Genomic DNA, 18,946 nt, shown 5'->3' with positions numbered 1-18,946 from the left:
CTGGCCGGCCGCCGCCTGGCCGGCCGCCGCCTGGCCGGCCGCCGCCTGGCCGGCCGTGGCCCGGCCGTCGGTCGGCCGCCGCCCGGCCGCTGGTCCGAAGAACCTCGTTCGCGAAGATGAACCGCGATATAACGCGGTTCATCTTCGCGAACGAGGTTCATGGGACGACGACGACGACGCCTGCGACGACGACGCCTGCGACGACGACGCCTGCGACGACGACGCCTGCGACGACGACGGCAGCGTCCGAGGCGCGACTACCGGCGCCGGCGACGCTCCGCGACGATCGTGCCGACCGCCTCCTCGATGTGCGGATGCTCGAAGACGTACCCGCCGTCGACCAGACGCCGCGGCTCGATCCAGCGGCTCTTGAGCACGAGCTCGCTCTCGGTGCGGAACACCGCCATGCCGATCTCGAGCATCCAGCGGAAGGCGGGCAGCCCGATCGGCATGCCGACGGCGCGGCGGACGACGTCCATCATGGTGCGGTTGTCGACCGGGTTCGGCGACGCGATGTTGACGACGCCCTCGATCTCGTCGTGGTCGCGCAGCCAGCGGAGCGACCCGATCATGTCGTCGATGTGGATCCAGCTGAACTTCTGCCGGCCGCCGGGCGTCGCGCGCCGGTGGTACGTGCCGGCCCAGAGCCGTGAGCGGGTCGCCGGCCAGCGCCCGTCGAGCTGGGGGCCGCCGAGCCCCGCTCGGGCGAGGTTGACGAGAGGGGTCAGGGCGCCGCCGTCGCCGAGGACGATCGAGATGCGCAGGGCCACGCGGCGGGTGTTCGGCAGGTCGGGGGCGAACAGGGCGTCCTCCCACGCGGTCGCGACGTCGACCGAGAAGCCGGAGCCGATCTCGCCCTCGGCTTCGGACATGGGGCGGTCGTCGGCGTGGCGGTAGATCGTCGAGGTCGACGAGTTGAGCCAGAGCCGAGGAGGCGCGGCGCAGGCGGCGATCGCTTCGCCCAGTTCGCGGGTGGTCGCGACCCGGGAGCGCAGGATCTCCGCGCGGTTCGCCGGCGAGTAGCGGCAGTTGACGCTCTTGCCGGCGAGGTTGACCAGCAGGTCGGCGCCGTCGAGCAGTTCGGTGATCGCGGCGGTGTCGCCCCACCGGGCGTCCGGCCCGCGGCGGCCGATGAGGCTGACGCGGGCGCCCTCGGCGCGGAAGGCGTCGGCCAGGTGCTTTCCGATGAACCCGGAGGCGCCGGCGAGGACGACGTGCTGGGTCACGCGACGCCTAGTCGGCCCGGGTCGGCTCGGCCGACTCGGTGCGGTCGTCGACGATGGCGTCGGCGGCGAGGAGGCGCATCGAGTCGATGGCGTTCATCGCGGAGCCCTTCTGGCGGTACGCGTCGGACGTGGCGACGACCTCGCCGGTCGCCGTGGTCAGAGCGAACCGGAACTGACCCTCCGCGTCACGGGTGACGATGAATCTTCCAGCCATGGTGGCCCCCAAATCGGAACGTGCGACGCGCTGTCGGTGAAGGACACACTACGACCACGACGCCGGACGGGACCAGATGACATCGGCGGGCTTGACGTATGACATTTCAGATCGCATACTGGGTGCGCCGCGACACGGCCGCCCGCTCTCGATCCCCCCGTCGAGACCCGGTGGCCGTGTCGTCGGTCTCCGCCCGGCGATCAGTCGACGAGCACGACGGCCATCGCCGTCTTCAGTGCCTCCCGGTCGCGGCGGAGTCGTGCGACCTCGGCCTCGAGTGCGGCGATGCGCCCGGCGGGGGTGTCGTCGAACGCGGCGTCGCCCGAGCCCGACCCGGCCGGCCCGTCGCCCGCCTGCGCCCCGCCCGCCTGCGTCTGGTCGGCCGGTGCTGCGCCGGCCGGCGCCCCGCCCGCTCGCACTCCGCCCGTCTCGGCGTCGTCTCCGGCCGCTCTCGCGTCGGCACCCGCCGTCGCGGGGGCGTTGGCTCGCTCGTGCGCCCGGATCCAGCCGCGCAGCGACTGCTCGCCGATGCCGAACTGCGCGGCGGTCTCGCGGATCACCGCGCGGTTGCCGGGCTCTGCCAGGCGCCGTTCCAGGACATGGGCGAGCGACTGCTCGCGAATGGCCGTGCTGTACTTCTTCTCGAAGGGCAAGGTGGTCTCCCGTGGTTCGCTCCGGGTCGACTGGCTCATTCACAATCGACTGTGATGACCATAACCCAACCACGCGCAGTGACATGACAGGCGCCGTCATGTCACATAGAACGTAGAGAAACGATGGTGCAGGTCGGCGGTAACCGCCGGTCCTCCCGAAGATCCCGGCATCGACGCCTTAAGGTATGAGGTGTGTGGCGCGCCGACAGACAGCATGACAACGACGACGACGGAACGAGTTCCGTGGGCGTCCCGACGAGCGCGCCCGGTGGCGCAGGCTCACCGCACACCGTGAGCTTCGGTGATCCGGGTCTGACGGTCGGCAACGCGGCCGAACCCGTCTGGGCGGTCTGGCGTCAGCAGCTGGGCGAGGTCGGCGGCCGGTCGACCCTGCTGCACTTCGGCGACGAGCAGCGTGCACGCATCGAGCTGAGCACGACCCACCCCGGCGGTCTCGCGCAGTTCATCACCGGCAAGACCACTCTGCTGTCGAGCCTGATCCGCGACGATCTGGCTCTCCGCACCGCACGCCTCGCCGCCGGCGAGATCGCCGCGAAGGGTCTCGAGCTCGCGACGGTCCGCGGCATCGACGCCGTGCATCTGGCCATCGGCGTCGCCGCCTGGTCGCACGCCGGCCACGACTACCGGGCACCCGTGCTGCTCCGCCCGCTCGCCATCCGCCGGCACGGGCGCGACTTCGAGGTCAAGCTGCTCGGCAAGCCGTTCCTGAACCCGGCACTGGTCGACGCCCTGCACGAGCAGTTCGACATCGCGCTCGACGCCGAGTCGTTCGTCGCCCTCGCGAGCCGCGAGGGCTCGTTCACGCCGAACCCCGTCATCGACCGGCTGCGCGGTCTGACGGCGCACCTCGAGTGGTTCACCGTGCAGCCGCGACTCATCGTCTCGACCTTCGCCGAGGTCGGCACCGAGATGGCGCTCGACACCCGCGAGCTCGGCCACCCCGTGCTCGACGCGCTCACCGGCAACGCGATGGCCCTCCGCCAGGTCGCCGAGGGTCACCGGTCGGCGTCGGCGACCCCGCAGGACGAGCGCAGCCCCGAGACGGACACCCTGCTGCTCGACGCCGACCCCGAACAGGAGAACGTCGTCGCCCAGATCGCGGCCGGCAACTCCGTCGTCGTGAAGACGCTGCCCGGCACGGGCGGCACGCAGACCATCGTCAACGCCCTGGGTCGGCTGGTGTCGCAGAACAAGCGGGTGCTGGTCGTCAGCGCCCGACGCGCGACCCTGAACGGCATCGGCGACCGCCTCACCGAGGTGGGCCTGCCCGGGGTCGCCGTCGCCCCCAAGACCCTGCGCCGCGACGTCGTGCGCGCCATCGGTCGCAACGAGAAGGCCGCCCGGCCGCAGATGGGCGAGGTGGACGACGCGCTGGTGCGCCTCCGCAAGGTGCTCGTCGACTACCGCGGCGCCCTCAGCAAGCGCGATCCCCGCCTCGAGGTCTCCGTGCTCGACTGCCTCACCGAGCTCTCGCGCCTCGCGCTCCTCCCCGCGCCGCCCGCCACGACCGCCCGACTCAGCAGGCGCAGCATCGAGGCCATGGTCGACGGCCGCTCGCGGGTCGCCGAGACGATGGTCAACGCCGCCAACCTCGGCGAGTTCCGCTACGGCCCGGGCGACTCGCCCTGGTACGGCTCGCAGTTCTCCGAGTCGTTCGGCGCGGGCGACGCCCATCAGCTGGCTAAGAACCTGAACCACCGAGACCTGCCGCGCCTCCTCGAGCGTGCCGGCGACGTCATCGGCAGCACCCGCATGCGACCGTTCGAGTCGATCGCCGAGTTGGGTGTCTACCTGCGCCTCCTGACCGACATCCGCGACACCCTCGACAAGTTCCTGCCCGTGGTGTTCGACCGGTCCGTCGCCGAGCTCGTCGCGGCGACCGCGCCGAAGCGCGAGGCGCCCGACATGTCGAGCGCGAACCGCCGCCGTCTGAAGAAGCTCGCGCGCGAGTACGTCCGCCCGGGCGTCCACATCGCCGACCTGCACGGCGCCCTGCAGCGCATCCAGCAGCAGCGCTACGAATGGCAGCGCTACGTCGCCGCGGGCATCCCGCCCGAGGTGCCGACCGGCATCGCCGACACCCACGTGCTGCACCAGCAGGTCTCTCAAGACCTGGACCGTCTCGATCGTCCGCTCGGGCTCACCGGCGACGAACGGCTCACCGAGATCGGCGTCGTCGAGCTGCAGCAGCGCCTCGAGGCCCTCGCCGCCGAGAGCGACGTGCTGCAGAACCTTCAGGAGCGCACCGAGCTGATGACGACGCTCCGCGACCTCGAGCTGACCCCGCTGCTCACCGATCTCGCGAACCGGCACGTGCCCGAGCAGCAGGTCGCCGCCGAGCTCGAGCTCGCCTGGTGGCGTTCGGCGCTCGAGTCGCTGCTCGAGGCGGACCGGGCGCTGCTCGGTGCCAACACGGCGATGCTCGACCGGCTCGAGGCCGACTTCCGGCTCGTCGACGAGGCGCACGCCGCCGGCAGCGCGCAGCTCCTCGGCTGGCTGCTGGCCGAGAACTGGACGATCGGTCTCGTCGACTGGCCCGACGAGGCGGCCGCGCTCAAGCGCCTCCTGCGTCAGGAGCACGTGACCGCGCGCCTCCTGCACGACGCCGCCCCGCATCTGTCGCGATCGATCGCACCGGTCTGGCTGGCGTCGCCGTACGAGGTGCACACCATCGCCGACACCGTCCCGTTCGACACCGTGATCCTCGTCGACGCGGGGGCGACCACGATCGCCGAGAACGTCGGCGCCATCCGTCGCGGCAAGCAGACGGTCGCGTTCGGCGACCCCGTCACGCAGACGCCGTCCGAGTTCGACATCGCCGTCACGCCGGGCAAGCGCCCGCCGTCGCACGACGACGCCACCCTCGAGGCCCTCCACTCCGACAGCGCGCTCGCCCGCCTGTCGGCGCTGCTGCCCACGCTGTCGCTGACCCGCAGCTACCGCGCCGGTGGCGAAGACCTCGCCGAGCTGGTCAACCGCCGCTTCTACGGCGGGCGGATCGAGTCGCTGCCCTGGGCGGGGAGCTTCCTCGGGCACGGCAGCATCGCGCTCGACTACGTCTCGGGTGGCACGGCCGTGCCCGACCCCGAGTCCGGAGCCGTCGAGAGCGTCGACGCCGAGGTCGACCGCGTCGTGTCGCTCGTCGTCGAGCACGCCCGCACCCGCCCCCGCGAGTCGCTGATGGTGATCACCGCCAGCGCCAAGCACGCCGTGCGGGTGCAGCAGGCCGTGCTCACCGCGGTCTCGGGTCATAAAGACCTGACCGAGTTCGTCGTCGGCGACCGCGCCGAGCCGTTCATGGTCGCGACCCTCGAGCAGAGCGTCGCGCAGAGCCGTGACCACGTGATCTTCTCGATCGGCTACGGACGCACCCCTCACGGCCGCGTGCTGAGCGACTTCGGTCCGCTCGGGCAGCCCGGCGGCGAGCGTCTGCTCGCGGTCGCGATGACCCGTGCACGCCGCTCGATGGTGATCGTGACGTGCTTCCAGCCGCGCGACATCGACGGCGGGCGCATGGGCCACGGAACCGTCGCGCTCTCGGAGATCCTGACCGAGGTGCAGGTGCGCACGACGGCGGAGCACGTCCCCGACGACAGCGACCCGATGCTGGTCGATCTGGCCCGCAGGCTCGAGGCGAAGGGCATCCCCGTCGCGCTGGGTCACCGGGGCAAGCTCGGGCTCGTGGCGGCGCACGACGGGGTCTGCGTCACCATCGAGACCGACACGACCCTCTCGCGCACGAGTCTCCGCGAGTCGCTGCGGGCGCGCCCCGAGACGCTGCGCCGCCTCGGCTGGCACTACGTGCGGGTGCACGCGTTCCAGCTCTTCACCGACCCCGACGCGGTGGCGTCGCGCGTGGCCGAGGTGCTCGGCATCGAGGGTTCGCGCACGACCGAGATCCCGAGCGTGCCGGCCAGTCAGCACGTCAACCGAGGGTGACCCGAGGAGGCGCGGCGCCCGACGACGACACACCTCCGGTCGTCGAGGCGGTCACCCCGACCCCTCTCGTGGTGCGACGTCGCGGAGGGCGTCGGGTCTCGACCGACCCGGTTCCCGGCAGCGATCCGACTCCGGCACCCGAGCCTCCTCGGCATGCGTCGGCCGAGAACGACGCGCAGCTGCGCGCCGACGTGCCGCCCCACTGGGGCTGAGCCTGCGGCGCTGCCTCACCGTCCAACGAAGTGCCGCAAACCGGGCCTCTCGCGTGGCGGAGGGGCCCCTTCGGGTCACTTCGTTCGGCGCGGCTGAGCTACGCTGCCGCGCCTGCCAACGAAGTGCCTCAAACCGGGCCTTGAGCGCGGCCGAGGGGCTCTCTCGGGTCACTTAGTTCGGCTGGCTGGCCCCGCTCCGCGGCTGCGCTGCGCGCCGCCGCCGCGCCGCCCATCGAAGTGCCTCAAACCGGGCCTTGGGCGTGGCGGAGGGGTCCCTTCGGGTCACGTCGTTTGGCGCGGCTGAGCTCCGCTTCCGCGCCGCCCATCGAAGTGCCTCAAACCGGGCCTTGGGCGTGGCGGAGGGGTCCCTTCGGGTCACGTCGTTCGGCGCGGCTGAGCTCCGCTGCCGCGCCGCCCAACGAAGTGCCTCAAACCGGGCCTAGGGCGTGGCGGAGAGGCCGTTCCGGGTCACTCCGTTCAGCGCAGAACGACGACGGCCCGCCACGTGATCGTGGCGGGCCGTGGTCGGCGACAGGCGCTGCAGCTCAGCGGCTGCCGAGCGGGCCGTTCGTGCCCGAGCGGTCGACACCCTCCGCAGGAGGCGCGGCGTGCGAACCCGAACCGGCGACGGCTGCGGCGTTCTGAGCCCGCAGCAGATCGCGGATCTCGCTGAGCAGCTCGACGTCGGTGGGCGGCACGTCGGCGGGCGTCTCTTCGGCGGCCTGCCGGGCGAAGGTGCGCTTCAGGAGGTGGTTCACCGGCAGCACGAGGCAGAAGTAGACGACGGCCGCGATGATCACGAACTGGATCGCCGAGCCGAGGACTGCACCGAACAGCAGCTGCGCCTCCTCGCCGCCGACCGTCGGGATCGTGAGGATCAGGCTGTCGTCCAGCGACTGCGCGTTGAACGCGGCACCGATCAACGGGTTGAAGATGTTGGTCACCAGCGACGTGACGATGGCGGTGAACGCGGCGCCGATGACCACGGCGACGGCCAGGTCGATCACGTTGCCGCGCAGGATGAACTCTTTGAAACCCTTCACGGGCGTGCTCCTTCGGATCGGTGGGTCGGGGTACGTGCTCTCAGGGAGCACTCAACCACGCCGACCGTGCCGACGACCGATCAGGACGAGGACTTGCCGCCGCTGCTGCTCGACGAACCCGAGCCGCCGCCCGACGAACCCGAGCCGCTGCCGCCGGAGGACGACGTCGAGGACGTCGCCGCGCCTCCTGAGCTCTTCTTGTCGGACGATCCGCCGCTCGACCCAGAGCCCGAGCCGGAGCCCGAGCTCGACCCCGAGCCCGACCCCTTGTCGCTCGACCCCGAACCCGACCCCTTCGACCCCCGTGAGTCGGTGCGGTAGAAGCCCGAGCCGTTGAAGGTGACGCCGACGGGGCTGAACACCTTGCGGAGCCGGCCCTCGCAGACGGGGCAGACCGTCAGCGTGTCGTCGGTGAACGACTGGACGATGTCGAAGGCGTTGTCGCACTCGGTGCAGCGGTAGGAATACGTGGGCACTGTGGTCCTCGAGAGGGGGAGCGGGCCGGGTCAGAACTCGTGGACACCGGAGGGTGTCACGACCCCGTCGACGGGCTGGTCGTGGCGTTCGCGCGGCACGCTGTCGACGTACTCGGGATCGAACACCACAGCATAGACCGGCGGGCGTTTCTCCATCGAGCCGAGGGTCTTGTCGAAGTAGCCCCGACCCCAGCCCATCCGCATGCCGCCGTGGTCGATGAGCGCCGCGGGCACGACGATCAGGTCGACGTCGTTGATGGCCATGGGGCTGAGCACCTCGCCGACCGGTTCGGGCAGGTCGAAGAGGCCGCGCCTCTCGCTCTCGCCGTCGCCCACCGCCCAGTCGAGCAGGCCGTCTTCGCGCGAGATCGGGAACAGCACGCGGATGCCGTTGGCGTAGGCCCAGTTGACGAAGGGGCGGGTGTCGGGCTCGTCGGTCGTCGACAGGTAGGCCGAGATCGAGCGGACCTCGAGTCGCGTGGCGAGGTCGATCAGTCGCCGGGTGATGCCCTCGCTCGCCTCGGCCCGGTCGAGCTCGCTGCGGTTGCGTCGCCGCTGGCGCAGCTCGGCTCGTAGGGCGCGTTTCTCGTTGCCGACCTCGTCCGTCATGCGCCCAATCGTAGGGGGAACGACCGACACGCCCGCAGATGGCCTCGGATCGGTACGCTGACCCGCATGGGCTTCTCTATAACCAAAGCAGTCATTCCCGCAGCGGGTCTCGGGACTCGGTTCCTCCCCGCGACCAAAGCCATGCCGAAGGAGATGCTGCCGGTCGTCGACAAGCCGGCGATCCAGTACGTCGTCGAGGAGGCCGTCACCGCGGGCCTCACCGACGTGCTGATGATCACCGGGCGTAACAAGAACGCCCTCGAGAACCACTTCGACCACGTGAGCGAGCTCGAAGAGACGCTGCGGAAGAAGGGCGACCACGACAAGCTCGCCAAGGTCAACCAGTCGACCGACCTCGCCGACATGCACTACGTGCGTCAGGGCGACCCGCTCGGTCTCGGCCACGCGGTCCTCCGCGCCAAGATGCACGTCGGTCGCGAGCCGTTCGCCGTGCTGCTCGGAGACGACATCATCGACGCCCGCGACCCGCTGCTCACCCGCATGATCGAGGTGCAGGGCGAGAAGAACGCGACCGTCGTCGCGCTGCTCGAGGTCGACCCCTCGATGACCCACCTCTACGGCATCGCCACCGTCGAGGCGACCGACGTCGACGACGTCGTCAAGATCACCGGCCTCGTCGAGAAGCCCGCGCAGGGCGAGGCCCCCTCCAACCTCGCGATCATCGGCCGCTACGTCATCCGGCCCGAGGTCTTCGACGTGCTCGAGAAGCAGGAGCCGGGCAAGGGCGGCGAGATCCAGCTGACCGACGCGCTGATGAAGATGGCCAGCGCCGAGGAGTGGACGGGCGGCGTGTACGGCGTCGTCTTCCGTGGTCGTCGCTACGACACCGGCGACAAGCTCGACTACATCAAGGCCATCGTGCAGCTCGCCAGCGATCGCGACGATCTCGGCGCCGAGCTGCGCCCGTGGATCAAAGAGTTCGCCGCCGGGCTGGAGTAGGCGGACACGACCGTGGCGAACATCCCCACGTTGGCGGAGGGGCGGATCGGCATCCGGCCCCTCCGCCTCCGCGACACCCGTGACCTCGATGCGGCGCTGACCGAGAACCGGGCGTGGCTCCGCCAATGGGAGGCCACGAACCCGTCCGGCTTCACGAGCCACGACGTCCGCGGCAGCATCCGCTCGCTGCAGACGAACGCCCGCGCCGGTCTGGGTCTGCCGTTCGCCATCGAGCTCGACGGTCGCTTCGTCGGTCAGCTCAACGTCAGCGGCATCACCTACGGCTCGCTCGGCTCGGCCACCATCGGCTACTGGGTGACCCGGGCCGCCGCGGGGCACGACGCGACGCCGACGGCCGTGGCCCTCGCCACCGACTACTGCTTCCGTGTGCTCGGACTCCACCGGATGGAGGTCTGCATCCGGCCCGAGAACGCCCCGTCGCTGCGTGTCGTCGAGAAGCTCGGCTTCCGTTACGAGGGCCTGCGTCGGCGGTACATCCACATCAACGGCATGTGGCGCGACCACTTCTGCTTCGCGCTGGTCGCCGAGGAGGTGCCCGGGGGAGTCCTCGCGCGCTGGATGGCGGGCGAGGTGCCCGCGGGCCAGGGCAGCATCCCGGCCGAGGCTCTCGTCGAGGCGGAGCGCGCCCTCCCGATCTGAGCCGCCGATCCGGCCGGCACGGTGGCTCCGCTCTCCCTCTCACAGCGGATCCGTCGCCCGATCGGGCAGACACACCTGCCGACTGCGCGTCGTGGACCCCTCGGCACTCATACCTTTATCACCATGAACATCGAGTCCTGGGGTGGCGGCGCCGTGCTGGCGCTGGTCGCCGTGCTCTGGGTCGCGTATCTCGTGCCCACCTGGCACAAACGTCAGGAGTACCTGGCCACCGAACGCAACGCCATCCGCCTGCAGCAGACCCTCCGCATCCTCGCGCAGACCGCCGAGCTGCCCGAGGAGGTCCGCGTCGAGGCGAACGCCAAGTCCGTCGCCGACGCGCAGCGGATCCTCCGAGACGAGGAGGCGCGGCGCGAGGCCCTGCGCCGGGCGCACGAGGCCGCGAGGCAGCGTGCGATCACCCGCGAGCTGGCCGCCGCCGGTCCGAAGCTGTCCGCCGCCGACCGCGACCCCGCCCTCGCGGCACGCCGTCTGCGTCGGTCGAGACTGGTCTCGACCGCCACGCTCGTGCTCAGCGTCGTGGCCATCGCGGTCGCCGTGCTGAATCTGCAGGCGGCGTGGCTGCTCGGGGTCGCGGGTCTCGTCTTCGGGGCCGTCGCGGTCACGATGCTCTCCCAGCTCGCTGCCGTCTCGCGGGCACGGTCGCGTCGTCAGATCGTCGCCGAGCCGCGGGTGTCGCAGCCGTTCCGCGACTTCGCCGACACCGCCGACGAGGCGACGGTCACCGAGGAGGCGCGCGAGGGTCGGCAGACGGCCTCGCGACAGTGGACCCCCGTCCCCGTCCCGACGCCGCTCTACCTCCGCCGCGGGCGTCAGCGCGCCGTCGCGGGCACGGGCATGTCGCCGCGCGCGGCCGCCTCGGCCCGCACCGACATCGAGCCCGATCTCCAGGCCGAGGCAGCCCGTTCGGTGCAGGCCCTCCGCGAGGCGCAGCTCGACGCGCTCCGTCAGGCGGCCCGAGCCGAGGCGGCCCTGAACGCCCCCGCGAAGCGCCCGGAGCGCGAGCGTCCGGCGGCGACGGAGGAGGCGACCGCCCCGGCGGCGCAGGCCGCCCCTGCTGCCGAGCCCGCGCCTCCTGCGGTCGACAGCCGCTTCGCCCGGATGGGCATCGTCGGCGACCTCGGCGAGCCCAGCTTCCGGCTCGACGAGGCTCTCGCGCGTCGCCGCGCCGTCTGAGCGGTCGGGGTCGAAGCGCCGCTGCGGGGGTGCTATCGTTGCAGAGCAGTTTCCGGGGCTATGGCGCAGTTGGTAGCGCGTCTCGTTCGCAATGAGAAGGTCAGGGGTTCGAATCCCCTTAGCTCCACGGAATGCAGGCGGCTCCACGAGTCGCCCAGAGGCCCCCGGCGACGGGGGCCTCTCGCACGTTCAGGCGTCGTCCGCCCCGCCCCGCCGGGTGTGCAAATCGCGACCACACCGGGGTTGAACCCCGCACGACGCCACGTTATGGACGGCATCGAGAGCGGAACGGTCGGGTTCGGCCCGGTGAAGTCGCCCGACGCGGTCGGGTTCGGCCCGGTGAAGTCGCCCGACGCGGTCGGGTTCGGCACCGAGGCCAGGGTGGAGCCGAGGAGGCGCGGGCCGCGACCGCCGCGGACGGCACCATGACAGGTGCGGAAAGATGGGGGCGTGCCTCTCGTCTCGACCGATCCTGCTCTGCTCGCCCGTCTCCGCTCCGACCTGTCGTCGTCCGGGTTCACCGTCGATCGCCTCAGCGGCCCCGACGCGTGGGGGCCGACGGCCGGTGCCGCGCTGTTCCGGGGTGAGCGGGTCGCGGCCCGGCGCGCACTCCGCCGCAGCGTCGAGTCGAACGACGGCATCCGCACGGCGGCGACCCTCGCTCTGCTGTTCATCCTCGGTTATCCGCAGCCCCGGGCCGACGTCGAGCGCGCTCTGCCCACCCTCGGCGTCGACGGGGCCGAGTCCCTCGGGCTGATCGAGCTCGATACCGCGTCGGCACCGACCCCCGCGTCGGCACCGACCACCGCGTCGGCACCGACCACGCAGACGACCGCCCAGACCGTCCGGGCGCGGGTCGACCTCCGCCCCTACTCGTTCGTCGACGGGGTCGGCGAGGCCGCGTGGTGGATCGCCTCCGACCTCGGCGAGCTCGCCCTCGGCGGCGCCCTGCGCGAAGACCACGTGCTCGGCGTGGGCGGCGCCTCGGCCACGCTGGCCGGGCTGATCGTTCCGCGCGACGTCGATCGCGCGCTCGACCTCGGCACCGGCTGCGGCATCCAGGCGATGCACGTCGCTCGGCACGCGCGGCACGTGGTCGCCACCGACATCTCGCGCCGTGCCCTCGACTTCGCGGCGTTCAACGCCGCGCTGAACCTGATCGACGGCATCGAGTTCCGTCTGGGCAGCCTCTTCGAGCCCGTCGCCGGCGAGACCTTCGACCACGTGGTCTCGAACCCGCCCTTCGTCATCACGCCGCGCCTCGAGGGGGTGCCCGAGTACGAGTACCGGGACGGCGGCATGGAGGGCGACGACCTCGTGGCGTCCGTCGTCGGCGAGGTCGGGCGGCATCTGGCCCCGGGCGGCATCGCTCAGCTGCTCGGCAACTGGGAGTCCGCCGGCGCAGGCGGCTCACCGGCGAAGAAGGGCGCGTACTCCGTCTCCGACTGGGCGGCGCGCGGTCTCGTGCCCCTCGACGTGTGGGTGGTCGAACGCGAGCTGCAGGACCCAGCCGCCTACGCCGAGACCTGGATCCGAGACGGCGGCACCCGCCCCGGCACCGATGACTTCGAGCGGCTCTACGAGGCCTGGCTCGGCGACTTCGAGACGCGGCGCATCGAGCAGGTCGGGTTCGGCTACGTGACGCTGCGGCGACCGGTCGATGAGGCGACTGCGCCCGTGGTCCGCATCGAGCGCCTCCTCGGGGCGATGGGGGCGAACGAGGTCGGACTCGGGGCGCACCTCCTGGCGACGCTCGACTCGCTCGACACCCTGCGGGGTCTGGATGACGACGCCCTGCTGGCGACGCACCCGCGGGTCGCCGGAGACGTCACCGAAGAGCGCCACTACTGGCCCGGCAACGACGACCCCACCGTCATCACCCTCAAGCAGGGCGGCGGCTTCGCCCGGAGCATCGAGTCGGGAACAGCGCTCTCGGCGCTGGTCGGGGCTTCGGACGGGGAGCTGTCAGCAGCGGCGATCGCCGGTGCCCTGGCACAGCTGCTCGATGTCGAGGAGGCGCGGCTCCGTCAGGAGCTGGCGCCGCGCCTCCGCGAGCTGGTCACCGTGGGCATGCTGCGACTCTGAGTCGCCCGTCGGATGATCGGCGGCCGGCTACCTGCCGACCCGGTCGCCCCAGGTGCGCCACGAGTACTCGGGCACGAACCCGAGGAGATCGCGCGCCTTGTCGGAGCTGAGCAGGGGCTCGGTGCCCTCGATCGCCGCGCGGCGCTCGACCTGGGGGTAGAACCGGTCGGCGAGCACGGCGGTGGGAGTGTTCATCACGGTGTCGGCGTTCGCGATGATGAAGGCCTCGAAGCCGACCAGATCGGACTGCAGGGCCTTGCGGACGGCCTGGGCGCCGTCGCGGGCGTCGATGTACGAGAAGAGGTTGAACGTGCGCTCTTCGGGGGACTCGTCGAACGGGAACGCCTCGTAGTCGGTGTCGTCCATCACGTTCGAGAAGCGCAGACCGATCAGCTTGAGCTGGCGATCCCAGCGGGTGAAGTGCCGGGCCATCTCCTCTTCGACGGCCTTTCCGAGCGAGTACGACGACTCGGGGCGCACCGGGTACTCCTCGTCGACGGGGAGGTAGGGCGGGTCGATGTCGAAGGGGATGCCGAGCAGCGTCTCGCTCGAGGCCCAGACGACGTTGCGGATCTTCGCGGCCCGGGCGGCGGCGAAGACGTTGTAGCTCGAGGTGACGTTGTTGGTGAACAGCGCCGCGTTCGGCACGAGCCCGGGTGCCGGGATGGCGCCGAGGTGCACGACGGCGTCGATCTGGTCGTAGCGGTCGTCGACGCTGGTCAGAGCCTGAGCGACCTGGCCGTAGTCGGTCAGATCGACCTTCACGTAGACGACGCCGTCGACGGGTTCGGGGCTCGGCACGCGGTCGAGCAGCACGACCTCGTAGCCGTTCTCCGCGAGATCGCGGACGACGGCGCGGCCGAGCTTGCCGCTGCCGCCGGTGACGGCGACGCGCTGTCGGCTGCCGGGGCGCGACCCGCCCTGGTCGGAGCTGCTGCCGGCGGAGTTGCTGGGGGGAGTGGACGTCATCGTCGGGTCTTCCTGCCTGTGGTTGGGATTCCGTTCTATCAGCCGCCACCGACACCGGGGTCGCTCTGTGGTCGATGTGCAGGGTGCCGGCGGGTGGGGAGGGATGACCCGCTGACAATCACCCGGTCTCGCTGCCGCGCGACCGTCATGACCGGTTATCTTGTAGTGCGTCCTCGGCTGGTTACCGAGACGCTCGCACCCGTCACACGTCCGACGCGGCCGATCGTGATCTCCTGATCCGATCACGTCCGGTCCTCGTTCGGGGTGCGGCCCGCACGCCCCCGTCCGAGTCTCGACTCGTCGACGGGGGCGTGCCTTGTCTCCGGCCCGCTCCCGTGACAGTATTGAGTGATCCTCATCTCACGAGCGGATCAGGGGTGAGATGGGGCGAAGTGCACAGGGGCGCCCCGGCGCCCGTGCCCGCTCCTCCACCGGTGGTGCTGCCGCGTCCCACCGGTGGAGGGGCTCCTCGGGCTCGGCGGCGACCGGGCCCGATGAGGCAAGATCGACACATCATGTCGTCCGCTCCCGCCGCTCCTCTGGCCGCCCTCCTCCCCGCCCACCCGGGCACCGCCTCCTACGATGCGGACGCCGCGTACGCCGACTTCGCGGGGTGGGCCGAGGGTCGGGGGCTGCCGCTCTACCCCGCACAGGACGAGGCCATGATCGAGCTCGTCTCGGGGGCGTCGGTCATCCTCAGCACACCGACCGGCACCGGCAAGTCGCTCGTGGCCGCCGGGGCCCACTTCGTGGCGCTCAGCAAGGGGCAGCGCAGCTATTACACGGCACCGATCAAGGCCCTGGTCAGCGAGAAGTTCTTCGCGCTCGTCGACTTGTTCGGGCCCGAGAACGTCGGCATGGTCACCGGCGACTCGTCGGTCAACTCCGACGCGCCCATCATCTGCTGCACGGCCGAGATCCTGGCGAACCTCGTGCTGCGCCACGGCGCCGACTCCGAGGTCGACCAGGTCGTGATGGACGAGTTCCACTTCTACGGCGACCAGTCGCGGGGGTGGGCCTGGCAGGTGCCCCTGCTGCTGCTTCCTCGCGTGCAGTTCCTGCTCATGTCGGCCACGTTGGGCGACGTCACCCGCATCACCGACGACCTCTCGAGGCGCACCGGTCGCCCCGTCGCCCGGGTCACCGGGGTCGAGCGGCCGGTGCCCCTGCACTACACGTACGCGCAGACGCCCGTGCAGGAGACGGTCGAAGACCTGCTCGCCACGGGCGAGGCGCCGGTGTACGTCGTGCACTTCTCGCAGGCGGCGGCCCTCGAGCGGGCGCAGGCCCTCTCGAGCATCAAGGTCGCCACCCGAGAGCAGCGCGACGAGATCGCGGAGCTGATCGGCGGGTTCCGGTTCAGCACGGGCTTCGGCAAGACGCTCGGGCGCCTCGTCCGCTCGGGCATCGGCGTGCACCACGCCGGCATGCTGCCCAAGTACCGCCGTCTCGTCGAGCAGCTCGCCCAGCGCGGCCTGCTGCGGGTCATCTGCGGCACCGACACCCTCGGCGTCGGCATCAACGTGCCCATCCGCACCGTGCTGCTGACCGCCCTCACGAAGTTCGACGGCACGCGCATGCGGCAGCTGTCGGCCAGGGAGTTCCACCAGATCGCCGGGCGTGCCGGTCGTGCGGGTTACGACACGTCGGGCTCGGTGGTGCTGCAGGCGCCCGAGCACGAGATCGACAACCTCAAGGCCATCGAGAAGGCGGGCGACGACCCCAAGAAGAAGCGCAAGATCGTCCGCAAGAAAGCACCGGACGGCTTCGTGTCGTGGGGCGAGCCGAGCTTCCAGAAGCTGATCGCCGCCGAGCCCGAGGCCCTGACCTCGCACATGCAGATCACCCACGCCATGCTGCTGAACGTCATCGGCCGCGGTGGCGACGTGTTCGAGAACGTGCGGTCGCTCGTCTTCGACAACCACGAACCGCGCTCGCGGCAGTACGCGATGGCGCGTCAGGCCATCTCGATCTACCGCACGCTGCGGACGGCCGAGGTCGTCGTGCAAGAGCCGTCGATCGACGGTGGCGACCCCGTCATCCGACTCACCGTCGATCTGCAGGCCAACTTCGCGCTGAACCAGCCCCTGTCGCCGTTCGCACTCGCGACCTTCGACGTGCTCGACCGTGAATCGCCCAGCTACGCGCTCGACGTCGTGTCCGTCGTCGAGTCGACGCTCGACGACCCGAGGCCGATCCTCTCGCAGCAGCAGTTCAAGGCGCGGGGCGAGGCCGTCGCCGCCATGAAGTCCGAGGGCATCGAGTACGACCAGCGGATGGAGCTGCTCGAGCAGGTCACCCATCCCAAGCCGCTCGACGAGCTGCTGACCGCCCTGTTCGAGACCTACAAGGCGTCGCAGCCGTGGATCGGCGACTTCGAGCTCAGCCCGAAGTCGGTGGTCCGCGATCTCTACGAGCGCGCGATGACCTTCGGCGACTTCGTCAACTTCTACGGCCTCGCCCGGTCGGAGGGGCTGGTGCTGCGCTACCTGTCCGACGCCTTCCGGGCGCTGAGGCAGACGGTGCCCGACGAAGCGAAGACCGACGAGCTCGCCGACCTGATCGAGTGGCTGGGCGAGCTGGTGCGCCAGGTCGACTCGAGCCTCCTCGACGAATGGGAGGAGATGCTGAACCCCCGCGAGGTCGACGCCCACGACGACATCGTCCCCCCGGTCCTCCGGCGGTTCAGCGCGAACGAACGGGCCTTCCGCATCGCGGTCCGCAACGAGATGTTCCGACGCGTCCAGCTCGCCGCGCGCGACGACGCCGAGGCGCTCGGTCGGATCGACGCCGCATCGGGCTGGGACGTCGACCGGTGGGGCGAGGCGCTCGACCGCTACTACGACGAGTACGACTCGATGGGCACCGATGCGGCCGCCCGGGGGCCGCACATGCTGGTCGTCGAGCAGCTGCCGACGGTGTGGCGGGTGCGCCAGATCTTCGCCGACCCGGAGGGCGACCACGACTTCGGCATCTCCGCCGTCGTCGACCTGGCCTCGAGCGACGAACGCGGCGAGGCCGTGGTCACCGTGACCGCGGTCGGGCCGGCCTCCGAACGCACCAGGGGCATGGTCGTCGAGGAGTAACGTCGTCACCGTGCTCCCCGACCCGGGGGCCGCCGATGACCGCAGCACCACCGTGCTCCGCTCCACGAGGAGGACCCATGTCTCGCCTGTCCGGAAAAGTCGCGATCGTCACGGGGGCCGCATCCGGAATCGGTGAGGCCATCGTGCGTCGATTCGCCGACGAGGGTGCTCACGTCGTCGCCACCGACATCGTCGACGGGTCGGCCGTGGCGGCCGAGGCCGGCGCGGAGTTCCTCCGGCACGACGTCGCGAACGGCGGCGACTGGAAGCGCGTCATGGACCACGTCGCCGAGCGGCACGGCCGCCTCGACGTGCTCGTCAACAACGCCGGCATCGTGTCCGGTCAGTCGATCGACGTGACCCAGCTCGAGAGCTGGAACCGGGTCTTCGCCGTCAACGTCACCGGTGTCATGCTCGGCACGCGATTCGCCATCGAGCAGATGCGGTCGAACCCCGACGGCGAGGGCGGATCGATCATCAACCTCGCCCCTGCGACATCGTTCCTCGGGTTCGGCGACGATGCCGCCTACACCGCGAGCAAGCACGCTCTCGTCGGCCTGACCCGCTCGAGCGCGGCCCACGCCGCTCAGGAGGGCTGGGACATCCGCATCAACTCGCTGCACCCCGGCCCGACGGACACCGCGATGTTCCGTCGGCAGGTCGAGGCGCAGCCCGGCCTGCTCGACGCCTTCAAGACGATGAGCCCCCGCGGGCGCCTCGCGCGGCCCGAAGAGGTCGCCGGGCTCGCCCTGCACCTCGCGTCAGACGACTCGGCCTTCTCGACCGGCGGGCAGTTCGTCGTCGACGGCGGCCTGTCGAGCACGCACCCCTCGATGTAGCCCGCCGGGCGGGACCGCCTCAGAACAGGGTCGCCGGAGGCGCGGGCGGGGTCGCCGGCGCCGCGATCGGGTCGGTCGTCGACACCGGCGCACCTGGCCAGCCCGGGCCGCTCGGAACGGCCGTCCGGTTCTGGAACGCCGTCGCCGCGCCGCGGGCGCGCACGTCCGCGGCCTCGTTCATCTCGTGGCCCATGTGACCCCGCACCCACTCGAACCGGACCTTCCGCCCGGCCAGGGCCTCGTCCAGCTCCTTCAGGATCTCGACGTTCAGCACCGGCTTGCCGTCGGCCTTGCGCCAGCCCTTGCGCTTCCAGCCCGGCATCCACTCGGTGCAGGCCTTGATCGTGTACTGGCTGTCGCAGAGGATGTGCAGATCGTCGTCGGTGCCGGCGGTCGCCCGCAGCAGCTCGAGCACGGCGGTCAGCTCGCCCTGGTTGTTCGTCGCGCGCGGCCAGCCGCCCGCGGCCCAGCGCTCGTCGTCCACGTACCAGGCCCAACCGGCCGGCCCGGGGTTGCCGAGGGCCGAACCGTCTGCTGCGGCGGTGATGGTCATGCGGGGTGCTCCTTGCGTCGACGGCGTGCTCGACCACGCTAACGGACCCGGCCCGCTCCTCCTGCGCCGCGCCTCCTCGGGGGCCCGGCCCGCGCCTCCTGCGCCGCGCCTCCTCGGGGGCCCGGCCCGCGCCTCCTGGGGCACTGCGGCGGGTTCTCGTCATCGGGGGCGGGGGAGCCCCGACCCCCCCCCCCTGACCGGGGCCCC

16 protein-coding genes and 1 tRNA gene are annotated in these 18,946 nt (G+C 71.3%); 9 read left to right on the top strand and 8 right to left on the bottom strand.

Annotated features, from left to right (window positions below):
• Window positions 1-257: 257 nt before the first annotated feature.
• The 3 genes from SOM11_RS02540 to SOM11_RS02530 form a co-directional block, all read right to left on the bottom strand.
• A complete protein-coding gene (locus SOM11_RS02540) occupies window positions 258-1,226 on the bottom strand; it encodes an epimerase (protein ID WP_192059431.1) in 969 nt (322 codons plus the stop codon).
• Window positions 1,227-1,233: 7 nt separating this feature from the next.
• Window positions 1,234-1,440 (bottom strand): YegP family protein, encoded by a 207-nt coding sequence (locus SOM11_RS02535; protein WP_192059433.1) that lies wholly within the window; start codon window positions 1,438-1,440, stop codon window positions 1,234-1,236.
• A 200-nt stretch (window positions 1,441-1,640) separates the two neighbouring features.
• A complete protein-coding gene (locus SOM11_RS02530; protein WP_320477095.1) occupies window positions 1,641-2,132 on the bottom strand; it encodes a hypothetical protein in 492 nt (163 codons plus the stop codon).
• A gap of 153 nt (window positions 2,133-2,285) precedes the next feature.
• On the opposite strand from SOM11_RS02530, the gene SOM11_RS02525 reads away from it, so the two are divergent.
• Window positions 2,286-6,053 (top strand): AAA family ATPase, encoded by a 3,768-nt coding sequence (locus SOM11_RS02525; RefSeq protein WP_192059436.1) that lies wholly within the window; start codon window positions 2,286-2,288, stop codon window positions 6,051-6,053.
• Window positions 6,050-6,265, top strand: coding sequence for a hypothetical protein (locus tag SOM11_RS02520; protein ID WP_320477094.1), 216 nt, complete (start codon window positions 6,050-6,052; stop codon window positions 6,263-6,265). Before SOM11_RS02525 ends, SOM11_RS02520 begins: the two co-directional genes overlap by 4 nt.
• A gap of 545 nt (window positions 6,266-6,810) precedes the next feature.
• On the opposite strand, the gene mscL is transcribed toward SOM11_RS02520, so the two are convergent.
• From mscL to SOM11_RS02505, 3 genes are all read right to left on the bottom strand, one after another.
• Complete coding sequence (mscL, locus tag SOM11_RS02515; RefSeq protein ID WP_320477093.1) at window positions 6,811-7,308, bottom strand: large conductance mechanosensitive channel protein MscL; 498 nt, start codon at window positions 7,306-7,308, stop codon at window positions 6,811-6,813.
• Between the two features lie 80 nt (window positions 7,309-7,388).
• A complete protein-coding gene (locus SOM11_RS02510; RefSeq protein ID WP_320477092.1) occupies window positions 7,389-7,784 on the bottom strand; it encodes an FmdB family zinc ribbon protein in 396 nt (131 codons plus the stop codon).
• A 30-nt stretch (window positions 7,785-7,814) separates the two neighbouring features.
• Window positions 7,815-8,393, bottom strand: coding sequence for a 5-formyltetrahydrofolate cyclo-ligase (locus SOM11_RS02505; RefSeq protein WP_192059441.1), 579 nt, complete (start codon window positions 8,391-8,393; stop codon window positions 7,815-7,817).
• Window positions 8,394-8,459: 66 nt separating this feature from the next.
• Here SOM11_RS02505 and galU point away from each other — a divergent pair, with 66 nt between their 5' ends.
• From galU to SOM11_RS02480, 5 genes are all read left to right on the top strand, one after another.
• The gene (galU, locus tag SOM11_RS02500) at window positions 8,460-9,353 is read left to right on the top strand and encodes a UTP--glucose-1-phosphate uridylyltransferase GalU (protein WP_320477091.1); all 894 of its coding nucleotides are present in this window, start codon (window positions 8,460-8,462) and stop codon (window positions 9,351-9,353) included.
• A gap of 12 nt (window positions 9,354-9,365) precedes the next feature.
• On the top strand, window positions 9,366-10,013 hold the full coding sequence (locus SOM11_RS02495; protein WP_192059445.1) for a GNAT family N-acetyltransferase: 648 nt from the start codon (window positions 9,366-9,368) through the stop codon (window positions 10,011-10,013).
• A 123-nt stretch (window positions 10,014-10,136) separates the two neighbouring features.
• Window positions 10,137-11,207, top strand: coding sequence for a hypothetical protein (locus tag SOM11_RS02490; RefSeq protein WP_320477090.1), 1,071 nt, complete (start codon window positions 10,137-10,139; stop codon window positions 11,205-11,207).
• A gap of 54 nt (window positions 11,208-11,261) precedes the next feature.
• Window positions 11,262-11,334: transfer RNA gene (locus tag SOM11_RS02485), tRNA-Ala, on the top strand.
• Between the two features lie 323 nt (window positions 11,335-11,657).
• Entirely contained in the window at window positions 11,658-13,292 is a 1,635-nt protein-coding gene (locus tag SOM11_RS02480; RefSeq protein ID WP_320477089.1) for a DUF7059 domain-containing protein, read from the top strand.
• Between the two features lie 27 nt (window positions 13,293-13,319).
• On the opposite strand, the gene SOM11_RS02475 is transcribed toward SOM11_RS02480, so the two are convergent.
• Complete coding sequence (locus tag SOM11_RS02475) at window positions 13,320-14,261, bottom strand: NAD-dependent epimerase/dehydratase family protein (RefSeq protein WP_192059451.1); 942 nt, start codon at window positions 14,259-14,261, stop codon at window positions 13,320-13,322.
• 515 nt (window positions 14,262-14,776) lie between these two features.
• Between SOM11_RS02475 and SOM11_RS02470 the strand changes: the two genes are divergently transcribed.
• Both SOM11_RS02470 and SOM11_RS02465 read left to right on the top strand, forming a co-directional pair.
• Window positions 14,777-17,347, top strand: coding sequence for a DEAD/DEAH box helicase (locus SOM11_RS02470; RefSeq protein ID WP_320477088.1), 2,571 nt, complete (start codon window positions 14,777-14,779; stop codon window positions 17,345-17,347).
• Window positions 17,348-17,424: 77 nt separating this feature from the next.
• Window positions 17,425-18,186 (top strand): SDR family NAD(P)-dependent oxidoreductase, encoded by a 762-nt coding sequence (locus SOM11_RS02465; protein WP_192059454.1) that lies wholly within the window; start codon window positions 17,425-17,427, stop codon window positions 18,184-18,186.
• A 19-nt stretch (window positions 18,187-18,205) separates the two neighbouring features.
• On the opposite strand, the gene SOM11_RS02460 is transcribed toward SOM11_RS02465, so the two are convergent.
• Window positions 18,206-18,739 (bottom strand): ribonuclease H family protein, encoded by a 534-nt coding sequence (locus SOM11_RS02460; protein ID WP_243214833.1) that lies wholly within the window; start codon window positions 18,737-18,739, stop codon window positions 18,206-18,208.
• Between the last annotated feature and the right edge of the window lie 207 nt (window positions 18,740-18,946).

The organism is Frigoribacterium sp. CFBP9029, from assembly GCF_034045305.1.
Classification (GTDB): Bacteria; Actinomycetota; Actinomycetes; order Actinomycetales; family Microbacteriaceae; genus Frigoribacterium.
This window is presented reverse-complemented; position numbering and strand designations above follow the sequence as displayed.